Below are 16,883 nucleotides of genomic sequence, written 5' to 3' on the forward strand. Positions count from 1 at the left end.
CCGATGAAACGCTGGCTGTTCCTGATCCACCGCTGGCTGGGCATCGTCGCGTGCGCTTTCTTCGCGATGTGGTTCGTCTCGGGCGTGGTGATGATGTACGTGGGCTATCCCAAGCTCACGGCCGAGGAGCGGCTGCAGCACCTGCCGACACTCGATGCTTCGGCGCCGCTCATGGGACCGCGGCAGGCGCTCGATGCGGCGGGCCTGCAGGGGCCGCTGCAGTCGCTGCGGCTCGCCGCGGCCAGCGGGGGGCGCGCGGTGTACCTCGCGGTGCCTGCACAGAAGCGTGCCGCGGTGGTGATCGATGCGCAGACCGGCACCGTGCTGCGTCAGGTCGACGAGGCACACGTGCTGGCCAGCGCGCGCGCCTACGCCGGCCCCGGTGTGGCGCTGCACGCGGACGGCACCCTCGACGAAGACGCCTTCAGCCATTCGCGCGGCCTCGATGCGCACCGGCCGCTGCACCGCGTGCAGCTCGACGATGCGGCGTCGACGCTGCTCTACATCTCCGGCACCACCGGCGAGGTGGTGCGCGACGCGCCGCACGCCGAGCGGCTCTGGAACTACGTCGGCGCCTGGATCCACTGGCTCTATCCCTTGCGCGGCAACGTCTTCGATCCCTATTGGGCCGACATCGTGAACTGGCTGTCGATCCTGGGCATCGCGGTGACCCTCGCGGGCACCGTGGTCGGCGTCATGCGCTGGCGCTTCGCAGGCCGCTACAAGAGCGGCTCGCGTTCGCCTTACCGCGGTTTCATGATGCGTTGGCATCACATCACCGGGCTGCTGTTCGCCCTCATCACGCTGACCTGGATCTTCAGCGGCCTGATGTCGATGAACCCCTGGCGCATCTTCGACAGCGGCGCGCCTGCGCTGCATGTGGCCGCGATGAACGGCGGGCCGCTGGTGCTCGGCGAACGCGACGCGGCGCCTGCCGTCCTGCTGGCCTCGGCCGGCGGCGATGTGCGCGAGCTGCAATGGGAGAAGGTCGACGGGCGCACGCTGGTGCTGGTGCGGGGTGCGGCGGGCCGGCCGCAGCTGCTGGCCTCCGACGGTGTGCGGACGGCGATCGACGAGGCCGCATTGAAGGCCGCCGTGGCGCGCCTGCTGCCCGATGCGGTCGTGCGCATCGAAGTGCTCCGGGCCTACGACATGCACTACTACGCGCGCGACGCCCACACCATGATGGGCGGCACCGAGAAGCCGCTGCCCATCTGGCGCGTGGTGTTCGACGACGCGCCGCAGACCTGGGTGCACGTCGACCCGTCCACGGGCGCGGTGTTGGGCCGCACCGATCGGCTGCGGCGCGCGAGCCGCTGGCTGTTCGCGATGCTGCACAGCTGGGACTGGTTGCCGCTGCTCGAGCGCCGGCCGCTGTGGGACATCCTGCTGGTGCTGCTGAGCGGGGGCGGTGCGGTGTTGAGCCTGACCGGCGTGGTGATCGGCTGGCGCCGATTGGGCAGGAAGCTCGGGGCCGCGAGAGCCTGATCAACCGCGCAGCGTCTCGGCGATGCGTTGCGCCGAGCCGAAGGCCAGCGTGAAGCCCAGCGCGCCGTGGCCGGTGTTGAACAGCATGTTGGCCGGTGCGGCCGCGCGCCGGCCGATGATCGGCAGGCCGGTGGGGGTGGCCGGGCGCATGCCGGTCCAGGGGCTCAGGTCGTCGAAGCGCTCGATCTGCGGGAACACGGCGCGCGTGGCGGCGGCCAGCGTCGCGATGCGGTCGGCGGGAATGCGCGTGTCTTCGCCCACCAGCTCGGCCATGCCGGCCACGCGCAGCCGCGAGCCGATGCGTGCGAACACCACCTTGCGTGCGCTGTCGGTCACGCTCACGCGCGGCGCGGCGCCCACGGCATCGTCCACGTCGAGCGTGATGCTGTAGCCCTTGAGCGGATACACCGGCAGCGAGCTGCCCAGCTTGCGTCCCAGCCGGTGCGAGGCCGTGCCCAGCGCCATCACGAAGGCATCGGCCTCGACCGCGCCCGCATCGCTGGTGCGCACGGCGGTCACGCGGTTCTGGCGGGTGTCGAAACCCTGCACCTCGGTGCCGAGCAGGAAGCGCACGCCGTGTGCGCGCAGCGCCCGTTCGAGCGCCAGGCAGACCTTGAGGCAATCGGCCGCGCACTCGCTGGGCGTGTGGACCGCGCCCGCGATGCGCGCCTGGTAGCCGGCCAGCGCGGGTTCGATCGCCACACAGTCCGCGGGCGTGACCAACGTCTGTTCGCTGCCCATGCGGCGCTGCAGCTCGACCTGTCGGCGCGCGCCCTCGAGGCCCTGGGCATCCTGGTAGAGCACCAGCTTGCCGGTGGCGGAGAAATCGCAATCGGCCGCGATCTCGGCGCGCATGGCTTCGAAGCCCAGGCGGCTGGCCGCGGCCAGCGTGAGCAGTGCAGCCGTGCTCTCGCGCGAGGTCTGCGCGTTGCAGGCAGCCATGAACTCGATGCCCCAGCGCCACTGCAGCGGGTCGAGCCGCGGCCGCAGCTTGAGCGGCGAATCGGCGGCCAGCAGCAGCTTGGGCAGCTGTTTCCAGATCGACGGGTCGGCCAGCGGTTGCACATAGGAGTAGCTCAGCTGCGCGCCGTTGCCACCGCTCGCACCCGCGCCGGGGGCGGCGCGGTCGATCACGGTCACCTCATGGCCGTCCTTTAGCAGCTGCCAGGCCGTGGCGAGGCCCACGATGCCGGCACCCATCACGCACACACGCATGGCGGATCCTTTTCTTGTTGTCGATTGCTGCAATGCCGCAACTCTAGGCGCGCGGCTGCGAATCCGGAAATGCCAAAAGCACCCACACCCATAGCCGGAACGCATGGGTGGGGCCGCGCATAACTTTGGGGCATGGGGGAGGGCGTAAAAGGAATGATGGCTTTCTTGTGACAACTTCCTACACTGGGCTTCCGCGTCGGTTTTCGACGTCTTCCCACCCGAACACTGAAAGGGCTCGCATGAAACTCTCCGTACTGATGGCCGCCGTTCTGCTGACCGCCACCGGCGCCCAGGCGGCCGACACGCTGGCCAAGGTCGCCGCGGCGAACAAGATCACGATGGCTTATCGCGAATCGTCCGTGCCCTTCAGCTACCTGGACGGCCCGAGCAAGCCGATCGGTTTCTCGGTCGACCTGTCGAACGCGATCGCGGCGGAGGTCAAGAAGAAGCTCAACAAGCCGAACCTCGAGGTGTCGTGGATGGCCGTGACCTCGCAGAACCGCATCCCGCTGCTGCAGAACGGCACGGTCGATGTCGAGTGCGGCTCGACCACCAACAACAGCGCGCGCGGCAAGGACGTGTCCTTCGCGATCAACCACTTCTACACCGGCACCCGCCTGCTGGTGAAGAAGACCTCGGGCATCAAGAACTACGCCGACCTCAAGGGCAAGCAGGTGGCGATCACCACCGGCACGACCAACATGCTGGTGGTGCGCAAGTACAACGAGGAGAAGAAGCTCGACATCGACATCGTGTCGGCCAAGGACCATGCCGATGCGCTGCTGCTGGTCGAGAGCGACCGCGCCTCGGCCTTCGCGATGGACGACATCCTGCTGTACGGGCTGCGCTCCAACTCCAAGAACCCGGCCAGCCTCGAAGTGGTGGGCGACGCGCTGCAGGTCGAGCCCTACGCCTGCATGCTGCCCAAGGACGATCCGCAGTTCAAGGCGCTGGTCGACGGCGTGATCGTCGGCCTGATGAAGTCGGGCGAGTTCGAGAAGCTCTACAACAAGTGGTTCCTCGGCCCGATCCCGCCCAAGGGCCTGCCCGTCGGCCTGCCGCTGAGCGACGAGCTGCGCGAGAACATCAAGACGCCAAGCGACAAACCCGCGACCTGATGCCCACCCCCAGTCTTCGCGCACTGCGTGTCGCTTCGCCAACCCCCTTCGAGGGGGCAACACCAGCGGCCCGGCCAAGCCGGTTCCGCGGTGTTTCTGGCACAGACCCATCGGCCGGGTGCGCGTTGTCCGAGTTTCATTTTTAGAGCGAGTTCGATGACACAGGTCGTGGGCATTCTGGGAGGCATGGGCCCGGCGGCGGGCGCCGATTTCGTGCGGCTCTTCGTCGACGCCTGTGCCCAGCACATGCGCGCGGCGGGCGAGCCGGTGCGCGACCAGTCCTTCCCCGAGCACTGGCTCGCGCAGGTGCCGGTGCCCGACCGCAGTGGCGCGCTCGAACGCACGGGCGAGGGCGCGCACCAGCCGCTCGAGCCGATGCTGCAGGCGCTGGGCCGGCTCGCCGCGCTGGGCAGCCGCGCGGTCGCGATCGCCTGCAACACCGCGCATGCCTGGCATGCCACGCTGCAGCAGCGCTTCCCGCAGATCGAAGTGCTGCACGTGGCGCGCGAGGTCGCGGCCCATCTCTCGGCCCGCGGCGAGACGCAGGTCGCGCTGATGGCGACCGAGGGCACCTACCGGGTGCGCCTCTACGAACAGGCGCTGGCCGACACCGGTCTGCAATGCCATCTGCCCACGGCCGAGGAGCGCAGCCTGCTGATGCGCGGCATCTACGACGGCGTAAAGGCCGGCGACATGCCGCTGGCCGAAGCCTGCTTTGCCGAGGTGGCCTTGCGACTGTCGGAGCGCCACGGCGACGTGGCCATCGTCATGGGCTGCACCGAGGTGCCGCTGGGCCTGCAGGGCGCGGCGGCGGTGCAAGGGCTCAAGCTGGTCGATCCGGCCCGCGTGCTGGCGTCCGCATTGGCGGACCGCGCCTACGCCAGGTCTTAGGGAACTGCCCTACATTGCAGCTGCGCCCATCGCGGCGCGCGCTTGCCGGTGCGCTTTCGCACCGCGCACCCCCCTTGCAATGTCCCGTCCCTTCACAGGAGTGAGCATGTCTTCTCTAGCCGATTCGCGTTCCGACCAGCAAGCCGATTTCGATTCGCTGCGCCCCGGCGACAGCACCGCACAGGGCGCGACGCGCCGCACCGCACTCAAGGCCGCGCTGGGCGTTGGCTATGCGGCGGCCACGCTGCCGATCGCGGCGCAGACGGCCATCACGACCTCCGACGACGGCCTGCAGGCCGGCCCGATCACCTACACCGTCAACGGCTTCCAGGTGCCGGCCTATGCGGCCGCGCCCTCGGGCAAGACCGGGTTGCCGGTGATCCTCGTGATCCAGGAAATCTTCGGCGTGCACGCGTACATCGCCGACACCTGCCGCCGCTTCGCCAAGCTGGGCTACCTGGCCATCGCGCCCGAACTCTACGCGCGCCAGGGCGACCCCAAGAACTACACCGACATCCCCAAGCTCCAGAGCGAGCTGGTGTCGAAGGTGCCCGATGCGCAGGTGATGGCCGACCTCGACGGCGCGCTGCAGTACGCGGCGCTCCACGGCGGCGATGTGTCCAAGGCCGGCATCACGGGCTTCTGCTGGGGCGGGCGCATCGTGTGGCTCTACGCGGCCACGGGCAAGGTCAAGGCCGGCGTGGCCTGGTACGGCCGGCTGGTCGGGCAGGCCAGCGAGAACACGCCGCGACATCCGGTCGACGTCGCCGCGGCGCTCAAGGCGCCGGTGCTCGGCCTCTACGGCGGCAAGGACCAGGGCATCCCCCTTGACACTATTGATAAGATGAAATCAATCTTGGCGACCGGATCGGACGCTGCCAAGGCTTCGCAATTCGTCGTGTACCCCGAAGCGGGCCATGCCTTCCATGCCGACTACCGGCCGAGCTACGTCAAGGAGCCGGCCGAAGACGGCTGGAAACGCGCACTGGCCTGGTTCAAAGCCAACGGCGTCGCCTGATCCCTTGGGGAGCGGGCGATCGCTCCCGCCGGCATGACGAAAAGCCGCCCCTCGGGGCGGTTTTTGTTTGGGATCGAACCCGCGGGCGCCGTGCCCGCGAACTGATTGAACGCAAGAAGAACGTCATGAATTTGCTGATCATCCTGGCCGCCACCCTGGTCGCGGGCATCGGAAGCGTCTGGATCGCCGCGCTGCTGATGCGCGTCGGCGTGCGCAGCGCCGGCGGCGTCAACCCGCAGCACCTGCTGAGCCTGGCCGCGGGCGCGCTGCTGGCCACGGCCTTCATGCACCTGCTGCCCGAAGCCTTCGAAAGCGGCATCGCGCCGACGATGCTGTTCGCCGCGCTGCTGTTCGGCGTGGTGTTCTTCTTTCTGCTCGACAAGGCCGAGCTGTGGCACCACGGGCACGAGCACAACGCGGCCGAGACGCAGGGCCACGAACACTCGCACCACGGTCACGACCACGTCCATGGGCATGCCCATGCGCCGCGCGCCGGGGGCTGGGCCGTGCTCACCGGCGACAGCGTGCATTGCTTCGGCGACGGCATCCTGATCGCCTCGGCCTTCATCGCCGACGTGCGCCTGGGCCTGGTGGCGGCGCTGGCGGTGCTGGCGCACGAGGTGCCGCACCACATCGGTGATCTGGTGGTGCTGCGCCAGACTTCGGCAAATCCGCGCGCCGCCTTCCTCAAGGTCTCGCTGGCCGGCACCATGACCGCGCTGGGCGGGCTCGTCGGCTGGTGGCTGGTCGACCAGCTGCATGGCTGGTTGCCGTATTTCCTGGTGCTGGCGAGCAGCAGCTTCATCTATGTGGCGCTGGCCGACCTGATCCCGCAACTCCAGAAGCAACTGCCGGCGCGCCAGACCATGGCGCAGATCGCGTGGCTGGTGGTCGGCATCGTGCTGGTGACGCTGGTGAGCCGGCTCGCCCATGGCGGGCATGACCATGGCCATGCGCACGACCATGGTGCCGCAGGACATTCGCACAGCGAAACCGGGCACGGTTCCGACCCCAGGCACTGAGCGGGATCGGTTGCATGCGCGCGTGAAGAGGCGCAGCATGGACGGCCTCATTCCGTCCTTGCTGGAGACCCGAGCCATGACCGCAGCCGACCCGCGCCCGCGCACCGCACCGCCCTTGCCGGTGGACGATGCCAACGACCTCGACGACGCCGAAGAGAGCCTGGGCGACAGCCTCGATGTGTCCGAGCCCTCGGCCACCGATGAACTGGCGGAGGAGACCGGCATCGACCTCAGCGATGCCAGCGAACTCGACGCCGACAACGTGCCGGCGGACGAGGAGCACGACCGGATCATGCAGGCCCCCGATTAGGGCTTGTTCGACGGCTCGCCCCGGCGGGCCGATTCAGCGCGCAGCGCCACGCGCGCGCCGCTGACCTCGGCGGCGGCGCACCGCGCGATCAAGGCCGCTGCTCGTCGCCCGGTCGACGGCCGGGTGAATGCTGGCCCGCAGCGCCTTGAGGCGGCTGTGAGCGCTGCTGACGCGCCTGCTCCTGGGCCTGACGGCGCTGCTGTCGGGCCTGTTCCTGCTGTTGTCGCTGCGCCTGCTCCTGCTGGTGGCGTTGCTGAACTTGCTGCTGTTGTTGGGCCTGCTGCGCCTGTACCGCCTGCTGCCGCTGCTGCTCCTGTGATTGGCGCTGCCGCTCCTGGGCCTGTTGCTGCTGCTGTTGTTGCTGTCGACGCGCCTGCTCTTGTTGCTGCTGCCGTTGCTGTCGGACCTGGTCTTGCTGCCGCGCCTGCGCATCGATCTGCTGGCGCTGCGCGCGCTCCTGTTGTTGTCGGGCCTGTTGCTGCTGGTCCTGCTGGATCCGGCCTTGTTGTTGCTGGCGCACCTGCTCCTGCTGTTGCCGCTGGCGCTGTTGCTCCTGCTCGCCACGGGCCCGCTGGCTCTGGCGCTGCTGATCGGCGGCCTGTTGTTGCCGGCGTGCTTCTTCCTGCTGGGCCCGCTGCTGCCCTTGCTGCGCCTGCTGGGCTTGCGCCTGCTGGGCTTGCGCCTGCATTTGTTGCCGACGCTGCTGTTCCTGCTGCTGCCGGACCTGGTCACGCTGCGCCTGCATCTGCTGGTCGCGCTGGCGGGCCTGCTGGTCCTGCGCTCGTTGCTGTTGCTGCTGGAACTGCTGCTGCTGTTCCGCCTGCACGCGCTGCGCCGGCGGCTGGGGCTGCGGTGGTTGCTGCCGCGGCGCGGGCGCGTTGTTGTTGTAGTAGACGTTGCGGACGTTGTTGTTCGTGATCGTCTCGGAACGCGAGACGTAGGTCGACTGGTTGTAGATCACGGCCGGTCGGTCCTGTGCACGCCGCTCCGGTGGGCCACCGTCGTGTCGCCGCGGTTCGCGGCCCCGGTCGCCCCAGTGCATGCCCCACGAATTCCAGCCCCAGTCGTGGCGCTGGATGGCACTGCCGACGACCACGCCGAGCCCGAAGGTCAAGGCGCCGGTCGTGGCGATCTGCGCATTGCTGTAGCCCGGCTGCGCATGGACAGGCTGCGGCGGGGCATAGGCGTAGCCAGGGTAGACGCGCACCGGCTCGCCGTAGATCTGCTGCGGGTCGTAGCGGGGCACATAGACCACGTCGGGCTGCGCCGGCGCGATGGTGATGAGTTGCTGCGGCGCCTCGATGATCGGCGGCCCGGCATAGATCGGCTGCGCATTGGGGTCGTCTCTGTAAACCGGCGCCGCCGCGGCTGCGGCCACCTTGAGCTGCGGCGTGCTGTTGAGCCGGCCCGCGCGCTGGGCGCGTGCACGCATCACCTGCACCGCATTGAGCACGTCGGTCGGGTCGTTGTAGTAGGCCTCACCGAGCGCGGTGGTCCAGGGCAGGTTCTTGGCCATCTGGTCGAGCACCGTGCGGAAGGCGGTCAGCGACTTGATGCTCGGGTCCCAGGGCTGGCGCTCCGCGGCGTCGGCCAGCGGACCGGCCTTGAGCTGCGCGTTCTGCGCGAGCCACAGGTCGGCCGCCGTGACCTGTTCGGGATAGGTGGCGCCGGCCAGCACCTGTGCCACCAGCTTGTCGGGGTAGAGCGCGATCGGCGCGACCATCTGGGTCAACTGCTCGGCCGAGGGCGGCACGTAGGCGGGTGGTGGCGGCGGCGCCGGGACCGCGGCCACCATGGGGGCCGGGGCGGGTGCTGCAGCCGGCGTTCCGGCCGGCTTGTCGTTGCAGCCCGCGAGCGCCAGCACGGCGGCACTCATGGTTGCGAGCATGAAGCCGGCGCGCGGCGCCGAGCGTGGGAGTGGGGCCATGGTCTCGAGTCCTGGTGGTGTCGATTGGGATCCGCGACCGCGCGCATCGTCTGCGTGTCGCCATCCTCTCAACGTTCACCCTGGCCCCAGGGCCGACCCCAGATGTGTCAGTGCGTTTCCGCCCTGCGTGTCAGCCCCGAGGCAGCTGCACGCGCCCGCTCAGTTCTTCGCCCCGCCGCCGTAGGCCGTCACGCTCTGCGCATCCAGGCGGTAGCCGGCCACGCCCATGCCCGAATCGCTGCGCGCGGCCTTGAGCGTGCCGGTCACCCAGACCGCGTCCATGGCGCGGAATTTCGCAGCCTTGGACGGGTGCACGTGCAGGATCTGGTTGGCCGGCGGCGGCGGCGTGTGGATGCAGGCGCCGAAGTAGGGCACCAGCAGGAACTCGGTGATCTCGCCGGCCTTCTTCTGCTCCAGCGGCACGATGTAGCCGGGGATCCTGACCTGCGCGCCGTCGAGCGCGGCATTGACCGGCGCGTTGTCGAAGGCTTGCTGCATCTTCTTCATGAGCGCGGTGGCGCGCGGGTCGCCGTCCTGCAGCCGGCCGATGTCGGTGGCGCTGAAGTCCTTCATCGGGTCCCAGTCCTTGGGCACCAGTTCGTCCCAGACGATCTCGCGCACCGCGCCAGGCCTGGCCTTGGCCGGTGCCGCGGGTTCGGCCGCCGGCGAGGGCAGCATGGCGAAGGTGCCCGCGGTGAGGACGAGAGCGCGCAGCAAGTGGATGAGCTTCATGAGAGGGGTCCTGGGTGCAACGGCGACGGTATTCGTTTCAAAGACGCGGCGACAGGCCGTCCGCCAGCGAGAGCCGGTAGGCGCGCAGCGCGGGCAGCAGGCTGGCGAACCAGCCTGCGCCGAGCAGCGCGGCCAGCAGCAGCGCCTCGTTCGCGGTCGGGGCCGACAGCGCCAGTGTGAGCCCGAAGTGTGACTGCAGCCAGGGCGACAGCGCAGCGATGCCCAGCACGGCCGCCGCCGCGCCGAGCAGCACGCCGGCCAGCGTGACCAGCGCACCTTCGATGGCCAGCAGCACCAGCACATGCCGCAACCCCGCGCCGGCCGCGCGCAGCACCGCGAGCTCGCGCCGGCGCTGGTCGAGCCCGGCCAGCACCACCGACACCAGGCCCGCGAGGCTGACCAGCGCGACCAGTGCCGACATCAGCAGCAGCGCGTTCTCGCCGACGCCGACCATGTCCCACAGCGCGTCCAGCGCCACGCCGGGCAGCACCGCCATCAGCGGCTCGCCGCCGTAGGTCGAGACCCAGCGCTGCACGCTGAACACCGCCGACCGGTTCTTCAGGCCGACCAGCGCGGCCGTCACGTTCTTCGGCGTGAGGTCGAGCTGGCGCACCTGTTCGGCCGACAGCCGCAGGCCGGGCAGCGGCGCGCCGCCGCGCCAGTCGGCGTGGAGGGCTTCCATCGCCTCGAGCCCGATGTGCACCGTGCGATCGACCGGCGTGCCGGTGCGCGCGAGGATGCCGACCACGGTGAAGGGCTTGTCGGCATGCTCGGCCACGAGCAGCTCGCCCGTGCCGTGCGCCAGCGTGATGCGCTGGCCGATCCGGTAGCCCAGGCGCTCGGCCACCTCGGCGCCCACCACGGCATCGAACAGCCCGTCGAAGGGCCGGCCCTCGCGCAGCACCAGCGGCTGGCGGTCGCCGTAGTGGAAGTGCGTGAAGTAGCCGGACGTGGTCGCGAGCACCGCGAAGCCGCGGTGCGAATCGCCCAGCGACAGCGGCACGACCCAGTCGACGCCCGGGTGCGCCGACAGCGCCTGCACGCTGGTCCAGGCGATGTTGTGGGTGGCCGCGCCGATGCGGAACACCGAGTACAGCAGCAGCTCGGTCGAACCGGTGCGCGCACCCACGATCAGGTCGGTGCCTGATACCGCCGACGAGAAGCTGTCGCGCAACTGCGTGCGGATGCGTTCCACGCCCAGCAGCAGCAAGGTCGACAGCGCGATCGACAGCACCGTCAGCACGAGCGTGAAGCGGCGGTTCCAGGCGCTGCGCCAGGCGATGGAGAACAGCGCGCTCATCGGGCGGCGGCGCGGTTGAGGTCCGGCAGCCGGAGCACACGGCCGAAGCGCGCGGCGATGCGCTGGTCGTGGCTCACGAACACCAGCGCGCTGCGGTGTGCCTCGCAGGCCGCCAGCAGCACGTCGAGAAAAGCCTCGCGGTGGTCCTCGTCGAGCGCCGAGGTGGGCTCGTCGGCGATCACCAGTTCGGGCTGGCCGATCAGTGCGCGCGCCGCCGCCACGCGCTGCTGCTGGCCGACCGACAGTTGCAGCGCCGGGCGCCGCCACAGCGTGGTGTCCAGGCCCATGCCCGCGAGCAGGGCCTCGGCCTGGGCGCGTGGCGTGCCGTGCTGCTGTGCAGCGCGGCTGCGACGGCGGTCGGAAAAGCGGCAAGGCAGCAGCACGTTGTCGAGCACGCTCAGGTACGGCAGCAGGTTGAACTGCTGGAAGATGTAGCCCACGTGCGCCACGCGGCAGCGGTCGCGCGCCGCGCCCGAGAGCGCGGCCCAGTCGTGGCCCAGCAGCGTGGCGCGCCCGCCATCGGCCACCAGCACGCCGGCCATCAGCGACAGCAGCGTGCTCTTGCCGCAGCCGCTGGGGCCGTGCAGGAACAGCGTGTCGCCGGCCATGACCTCGAGCTGCTCGATGTCGATGCACGGCGCCGCCGCGCCCGGCCAGCCGAAGCGCAGCGCTTCGATGGCGAGCACCTGGCTCATGCCTGCGTCACTTGCCCCACGCGAGCCGCGCGTTGGGCCGCTTGAGCGTGCGCTTGAACTGGCCCTGCGGCGAGACGATCTGGACCTCGATCTGGCGCGGGCCCTTGAAGGCGGTGAACAGCGCCACGTCGATGAACTTCACGGCCGGGGCAGTGGCGCAGTTGAAGGCGAAGGTGGCGTCGATGTCGGCATGGCTGCCGGTCGCCGCCGCCGCGGCGTCGGCCTTGCCCAGGCCCAGCACCGGTGCGCGCAGCTCGACCGGGCCCCGCTTGCAGTTGCCGGCCGGATCGATGGCGAACAGGGTGTCGGCGGCGCGCAGCTTGGCCACGGCCTCGTCGACCGTCTTCTTCTCGGCGTCGTTGCGCGGCGCGCGCTCGAAGCCCAGGAAGTTGTCCAGCGGTGCTTGCATCGTGATCACGACGGTCGGGCCTTCGACTGCGACGTCGAGCTTGATTTGGCCATGCACATGGGCCGCCTGCTGCGCCTGAACGGCGAAGGGCAGCGCGAGCAGTGCGGCGGAGAGAAGGAGAAGACGGGACAGTCCTCGGGTCATGGTTCGGCGCCTTGCCGGGTCGGCAGCCCCGGCGTGTTGCTCCATTCGCTCCAGCTGCCGGCATAGAGCGCGGTCGGCCCCAGGCCCGCGATCCGCATGGCGAGCAGGTTGGGCAGGGCGCTCACGCCGCTGCCGCACTGATGGACGACCGTCGAGGGATCGCGTCCGGCCAGAAGCGTTTCGAATTCGGCGCGCAACTGCGCGGCGGGCTTGAACTTGCCGTCCGGACCGATGTTCTCGGCGAAGGGGCGGTTGAGCGCCCCGGGGATGTGACCGGCAATCGGGTCCAGAGGTTCCACCTCGCCGCGATATCGTGCGCCGGCGCGTGCATCGATCAGCGTCTGGCGCGCATCGCCGAGCCCGGCCGCAACCTGCTGCGTGCCGACCAGCGCGACGCGCGGTGCCGACGGCACGAAGTTCGACTGGAAGTGCGCGGGCTCCTCGCCCTGCGCCACCGCGCCGCCCGCGGCCTGCCAGGCCTGCAGGCCGCCGTCGAGCACCGCGACGGCTTCGTGGCCCATCCACTGCAGCATCCACCAGAGCCGGCCGCAGTAGTTGGCGCCGTTGCGGTCGTAGACCACGGCCTGCATGCCGTTGGCGAAGCCGACGCCCGAGAGCCAGGTCGCGAACTTCTCGCGGCTGGGCAGCGGGTGGCGGCCGCCCGAGGCGGGCAGGCCGTCGTCGTGCGCCACCACCACCGCGCCGTCCTTGCCCGGCAGGCCGTGGGGCGCGCTCAGTGCTTCGTCGAGGCTGGCATACACCGCGCCGGCGATGTGCAGGTCGAGGAACTGGGCCGCGCCGGCCGCGGGCTTCATCAGGTCGAAGCTGCAGTCGAACACCATCAGCGGCGTGCCGGCGGCCTGCAGGGCCTGCAGTTGTTCGGCGGAGATCAGGGTGTCGTAGCGGGGGGTGGACATGGGAGCTCCTTGCAGGAACGTGGGGAGGAACGTCAGTGTTCTTCGGCCGGCGCCTTGGGCAGCGAGCGCTGGCGCAGGAAGGTGGCGGCGATGCCGCTCAGGATGATCAGGCCCATGCCGGCCCAGCCGCTCAGGTCGAGCCGGTCGTCGAACAGCACGGCGCCGTAGAAGGCCGCGAAGATGATGCCCGAGTACTGCAGGTTGGCGACCAGCAGCGTGCCGCTTTCGGTCTTGGCGGTGGCGTAGGCGCGCGTCATGCACAGCTGGCCCAGTGCCGCGAGCACGCCCACCGGCAGCAGCCAGGCGGCGTGCGCCCACGACCATTGGGCCCAGGGCGTGAAGCCGTCGATCACCGTGACCAGCCCACCCGCGACGGCCGAGCCGACCGCGAAGTAGAAGACGGTCCGGGCTTCGGGCTCGCCGGCCCGCGAGAGCGCCACCACCTGCATGTAGGCGAAGGCGGCGGTCATGCCCGAGAACAGGCCCATCAGGCTCGCGAAGCCCTGGCTGCCATCGACGCTGGGCTTGAGCATCATCACCACGCCCGCGAAGCCGATCAGCACCGTCAGCACCATCGTTCCCTGGAACGGCGGCCGGGGGATCGAGCCGTCGCGCCCGGGCACCGGCACCCAGGCCAGCAGCGCGCCGCCGACCAGGAAGGCCGCGATCCAGACGCTGCTCATGTAGTTGAGCGTGACCGCGGTGGCCAGCGGCAGGTGCGCGATCGCATAGAACCAGGCGCCCAGCGACACCACGCCGATCAGGCTGCGCCACGCGTGCATGCCGGGGTAGCGCGTGCGCAGCGAGACGCCGCGGTTGCGCGCCAGCAGCCAGAGAAAGACGATGCCGATCAGGCCACGGTAGAACACCAGTTCGGCGCTGGTGAACCAGGCCGAGGCGATCTTCACGCACAGGCCCATGGTGGCAAAAAACAAGGCGCCCAAAACCATCCACAGAGCTTGCATCGCTTTTCAGTCGTCCTGCTTCAGCAGCGGTTCGGTATTTTCGTGGAACACCGCGGAACGGGCTTTGCCCGGCCGCTGGTGTTGCCCCCGGTAGGGGGTGGGAGTAGCGACACGCAGTGCGCTACGACCTGGGGGCGAGCCGAGACCTGTACCACTCGTGGAATTGCTGCATGCCGTCTTCCATCGGGCTTTGGTAGGGACCGGTCTCGTTGTCGCCGCGCAGCATCAGCGCGCGGCGGCCGGCGTCCATGCGCTCGGCGATCTCGTCGTCTTCCACGCAGGTCTCCATGTAGGCGGCCTGCTGGGCTTCGACGAACTCGCGCTCGAAGGCGACGATTTCCTCGGGGTAGAAGAACTCGACCATGTTGAGCGTCTTGGTCGGGCTCACCGGATGCAGCGTCGACACGGTCAGCACGTGCGGGTACCACTCGATCATCACGTGCGGGTAGTAAGTGAGCCAGATCGCGCCGTACTTGGGCGGCTTGCCGCTGCGGTATTGAAGCAACTGCTCCTGCCACTTCTGGTAGACCGGGCTGCCCGCGCGGCCGAGCCGGTTGGCCACGCCCACGGTCTGCACCGAGAACTCGCGGCTGAATTCCCAGCGCAGGTCGTCGCAGGTGACGAAGCTGCCCAGGCCGGGATGGAACGGGCCGACGTGGTAGTCCTCGAGATAGACCTCGATGAAGGTCTTCCAGTTGTAGTTGCACTCGTGCAGTTCGACGCGGTCGAGCGCATAGCCGCTGAAGTCGAGGTCGGCGCGCGGGCCCAGGCTGGCCAGGTCGGCCGCCACGTTGCGACCGCTGCCGTCGGGGTTTTTCTCGAACAGCAGGCCGTTCCACTCCTCGATCGGGTAGTTGTGCAGGTTGAGGCAAGGGTCCTGCTCGAAATGCGGGGCGCCGATCAGCGTGCCGGTGGCGCGCGGGTCGGCGGCGGCATAGGTCCAGCGGTGCAGCGGGCAGACGATGTTGCCGCCGGTGCGCGCATCGAGTTCGCCGCGGCCCTGCAGGATCAGCGCCTGCCGGTGGCGGCAGACGTTCGAGATCAGCTCGACGCCCTTGGGCGTGTGCACCAGCGCACGGCCATCGTGCTCCTGCGGCAGGGTATGGAAGTTGCCGACCTCCGGCACGGACAGCCGGTGACCGACATAGCGCGGTCCATGGGCGAACAGCGTCTGCAGCTCGCGAGCGAAAAGGGCTTCGTCGAAGTACGCGGAAACCGGAAGTTGGCTCTGGGCCTGCTGCAGTTGAAGACTTAAATCAGACATGGGTGACCTGACCAAGCTCCCCACAGGGAGAAAAAAGGGAAAGGCGGCGCCGTCTGGCGGATGCGACGGCCCGAAAGAACATCGCCGGCGGGCGCCGGCGTGGAAGAGGGGTGATTGTACCCGGCGGACCTTTTCCTGCACGCCGAAGCGGCATCGTCCCCAGAAGCGCTCATGGCATTTTCCCTCGCCGGGGCTGCCGGTGGTGCCGGTTTTTGGTGCATGTGCCGGCACGCTGCGCCGTGGAAACTAAAATGCGACGTTTCATCCACGATCTCCCGCATGCCCAAGGCGCTTCCCCCTCTTTCCCAGACCGCTCCGGCCACCGCGGCCGACACCGGGCCCCTGCCGGCCAGCTACGAAGCCGGGCTGCAGGAACTCGAACGGCTGGTGAACGAACTCGAGTCCGGCCAGCTGCCGCTCGACCAGCTGCTGGGCAGCTACCAGCGCGGCGCGGCCCTGCTGGGCTTCTGCCGCGACAAGCTGCAAGCCGTGGAAGACCAGATCAAGGTGCTCGACGCGGGCCACCTCAAGGCGTGGTCGGCCGAATGACGGCCGTTCACACGGCAGCGGGCTGGGACGCGCAGCGCATGGCGAGCTGGAGCGGCCCGCACCTGGCCAGCGTCGAGGCTGCGTTGTCGGCCTGGGTCGGCGTCGATGCGCCGGTGCAACTCGGCGATGCGATGCGCTATGCGGTGCTCGATGGCGGCAAACGCCTGCGGCCGCTGCTGGTGCTGGCGGCCAGCGAGGCCGTGGGCGGCGTCGCTGCCGCCGCATTGCGCGCGGCCTGCGCCACCGAACTCATCCACGCCTATTCGCTGGTGCACGACGACCTGCCCTGCATGGACAACGACGTGCTGCGCCGGGGCAAGCCCACGGTGCACGTGCAGTTCGGCGAGGCCGATGCGCTGCTCGCGGGCGATGCCCTGCAGGCGCTGGCCTTCGAACTGCTCACGCCCGATGACGGCAGCGTCGCGCCCGCGGTGCAGGCCGCGCTGTGCCGGCTGCTGGCGCGCGCGGCCGGCAGCCAGGGCATGGCCGGCGGCCAGGCGATCGACCTGGCCAGCGTCGGCGTGGCCTTGAACGAAGCGCAGTTGCGCGAGATGCACCGCCTGAAGACCGGCGCGCTGCTGCAGGGCAGCGTCGACATGGGCGCGGCCTGCGCGCAGCAGGTGGCCCCCCAGGCGCTGGCCGCGCTGAGCGCCTACGGCGCGGCGCTGGGCCTGGCCTTCCAGGTGGTGGACGACATCCTCGATGTCGTCGCCGACTCGCAGACCCTGGGCAAGACCGCCGGCAAGGATGCCGCGGCCGACAAGCCGACCTACGTGTCGCTGCTGGGCCTCGACGGCGCGCGCGCGCAGGCCACGCAACTGCTGGGCGAGGCCCTGGTCGCGCTCGAACGCAGCGGTCTGGCCGACACGAATGCGCTGCGTGCGCTGGCACACATGGTCGTGGACCGCGACCGATAACA

General features: G+C 69.7%; 17 protein-coding genes. 8 read left to right on the top strand and 9 right to left on the bottom strand.

The window, feature by feature from the left end; all coding sequences use genetic code 11:
• Positions 1–3: 3 nt before the first annotated feature.
• Positions 4–1,488 carry a PepSY domain-containing protein gene (locus ACSFBC_RS11105; protein ID WP_435510377.1) on the top strand — a complete coding sequence of 495 codons (1,485 nt, stop codon included), beginning with the start codon at positions 4–6 and terminating at the stop codon, positions 1,486–1,488.
• Here the strand turns inward: ACSFBC_RS11105 and ACSFBC_RS11110 are convergent, their stop codons facing one another.
• Positions 1,489–2,703 (bottom strand): D-amino acid dehydrogenase, encoded by a 1,215-nt coding sequence (locus ACSFBC_RS11110; RefSeq protein ID WP_435510378.1) that lies wholly within the window; start codon positions 2,701–2,703, stop codon positions 1,489–1,491.
• A gap of 239 nt (positions 2,704–2,942) precedes the next feature.
• Here ACSFBC_RS11110 and ACSFBC_RS11115 point away from each other — a divergent pair, with 239 nt between their 5' ends.
• From ACSFBC_RS11115 to ACSFBC_RS11135, 5 genes are all read left to right on the top strand, one after another.
• Positions 2,943–3,821 carry a transporter substrate-binding domain-containing protein gene (locus ACSFBC_RS11115; protein WP_435510379.1) on the top strand — a complete coding sequence of 293 codons (879 nt, stop codon included), beginning with the start codon at positions 2,943–2,945 and terminating at the stop codon, positions 3,819–3,821.
• A 156-nt stretch (positions 3,822–3,977) separates the two neighbouring features.
• Complete coding sequence (locus tag ACSFBC_RS11120; RefSeq protein ID WP_435510380.1) at positions 3,978–4,712, top strand: aspartate/glutamate racemase family protein; 735 nt, start codon at positions 3,978–3,980, stop codon at positions 4,710–4,712.
• Between the two features lie 106 nt (positions 4,713–4,818).
• The gene (locus ACSFBC_RS11125) at positions 4,819–5,730 is read left to right on the top strand and encodes a dienelactone hydrolase family protein (RefSeq protein WP_435510381.1); all 912 of its coding nucleotides are present in this window, start codon (positions 4,819–4,821) and stop codon (positions 5,728–5,730) included.
• Between the two features lie 125 nt (positions 5,731–5,855).
• The gene (locus ACSFBC_RS11130; protein ID WP_435510382.1) at positions 5,856–6,752 is read left to right on the top strand and encodes a ZIP family metal transporter; all 897 of its coding nucleotides are present in this window, start codon (positions 5,856–5,858) and stop codon (positions 6,750–6,752) included.
• Positions 6,753–6,828: 76 nt separating this feature from the next.
• Entirely contained in the window at positions 6,829–7,062 is a 234-nt protein-coding gene (locus ACSFBC_RS11135; RefSeq protein ID WP_435510383.1) for a hypothetical protein, read from the top strand.
• A gap of 88 nt (positions 7,063–7,150) precedes the next feature.
• Here ACSFBC_RS11135 and ACSFBC_RS11140 read toward each other — a convergent pair whose 3' ends face one another.
• The 8 genes from ACSFBC_RS11140 to ACSFBC_RS11175 form a co-directional block, all read right to left on the bottom strand.
• Positions 7,151–8,989: a DUF3300 domain-containing protein gene (locus tag ACSFBC_RS11140; RefSeq protein ID WP_435510384.1), complete on the bottom strand. Its 1,839-nt coding sequence runs from the start codon at positions 8,987–8,989 to the stop codon at positions 7,151–7,153.
• A 159-nt stretch (positions 8,990–9,148) separates the two neighbouring features.
• Complete coding sequence (locus ACSFBC_RS11145) at positions 9,149–9,721, bottom strand: DUF3299 domain-containing protein (RefSeq protein WP_435510385.1); 573 nt, start codon at positions 9,719–9,721, stop codon at positions 9,149–9,151.
• Between the two features lie 37 nt (positions 9,722–9,758).
• Complete coding sequence (locus tag ACSFBC_RS11150; protein ID WP_435510386.1) at positions 9,759–11,021, bottom strand: ABC transporter permease; 1,263 nt, start codon at positions 11,019–11,021, stop codon at positions 9,759–9,761.
• Positions 11,018–11,716 carry an ABC transporter ATP-binding protein gene (locus ACSFBC_RS11155; RefSeq protein ID WP_435510387.1) on the bottom strand — a complete coding sequence of 233 codons (699 nt, stop codon included), beginning with the start codon at positions 11,714–11,716 and terminating at the stop codon, positions 11,018–11,020. Before ACSFBC_RS11155 ends, ACSFBC_RS11150 begins: the two co-directional genes overlap by 4 nt.
• A 7-nt stretch (positions 11,717–11,723) precedes the next feature.
• Positions 11,724–12,269: a DUF2796 domain-containing protein gene (locus ACSFBC_RS11160; protein ID WP_435510388.1), complete on the bottom strand. Its 546-nt coding sequence runs from the start codon at positions 12,267–12,269 to the stop codon at positions 11,724–11,726.
• Complete coding sequence (locus ACSFBC_RS11165) at positions 12,266–13,186, bottom strand: sulfurtransferase (protein ID WP_435510389.1); 921 nt, start codon at positions 13,184–13,186, stop codon at positions 12,266–12,268. Before ACSFBC_RS11165 ends, ACSFBC_RS11160 begins: the two co-directional genes overlap by 4 nt.
• Before the next feature lie 32 nt (positions 13,187–13,218).
• The gene (locus ACSFBC_RS11170; RefSeq protein WP_435510390.1) at positions 13,219–14,151 is read right to left on the bottom strand and encodes a DMT family transporter; all 933 of its coding nucleotides are present in this window, start codon (positions 14,149–14,151) and stop codon (positions 13,219–13,221) included.
• Positions 14,152–14,272: 121 nt separating this feature from the next.
• The gene (locus ACSFBC_RS11175; RefSeq protein ID WP_435510391.1) at positions 14,273–15,415 is read right to left on the bottom strand and encodes an aromatic ring-hydroxylating oxygenase subunit alpha; all 1,143 of its coding nucleotides are present in this window, start codon (positions 15,413–15,415) and stop codon (positions 14,273–14,275) included.
• Positions 15,416–15,694: 279 nt separating this feature from the next.
• Between ACSFBC_RS11175 and xseB the strand changes: the two genes are divergently transcribed.
• Complete coding sequence (xseB, locus tag ACSFBC_RS11180; protein WP_435510392.1) at positions 15,695–15,964, top strand: exodeoxyribonuclease VII small subunit; 270 nt, start codon at positions 15,695–15,697, stop codon at positions 15,962–15,964.
• On the top strand, positions 15,961–16,881 hold the full coding sequence (locus ACSFBC_RS11185) for a polyprenyl synthetase family protein (RefSeq protein ID WP_435510393.1): 921 nt from the start codon (positions 15,961–15,963) through the stop codon (positions 16,879–16,881). Before xseB ends, ACSFBC_RS11185 begins: the two co-directional genes overlap by 4 nt.
• The last annotated feature ends 2 nt before the right edge of the window (positions 16,882–16,883 follow it).

It is taken from the genome of Variovorax frigidus, from assembly GCF_051216515.1.
Lineage (GTDB): Bacteria > Pseudomonadota > Gammaproteobacteria > Burkholderiales > Burkholderiaceae_C > Variovorax.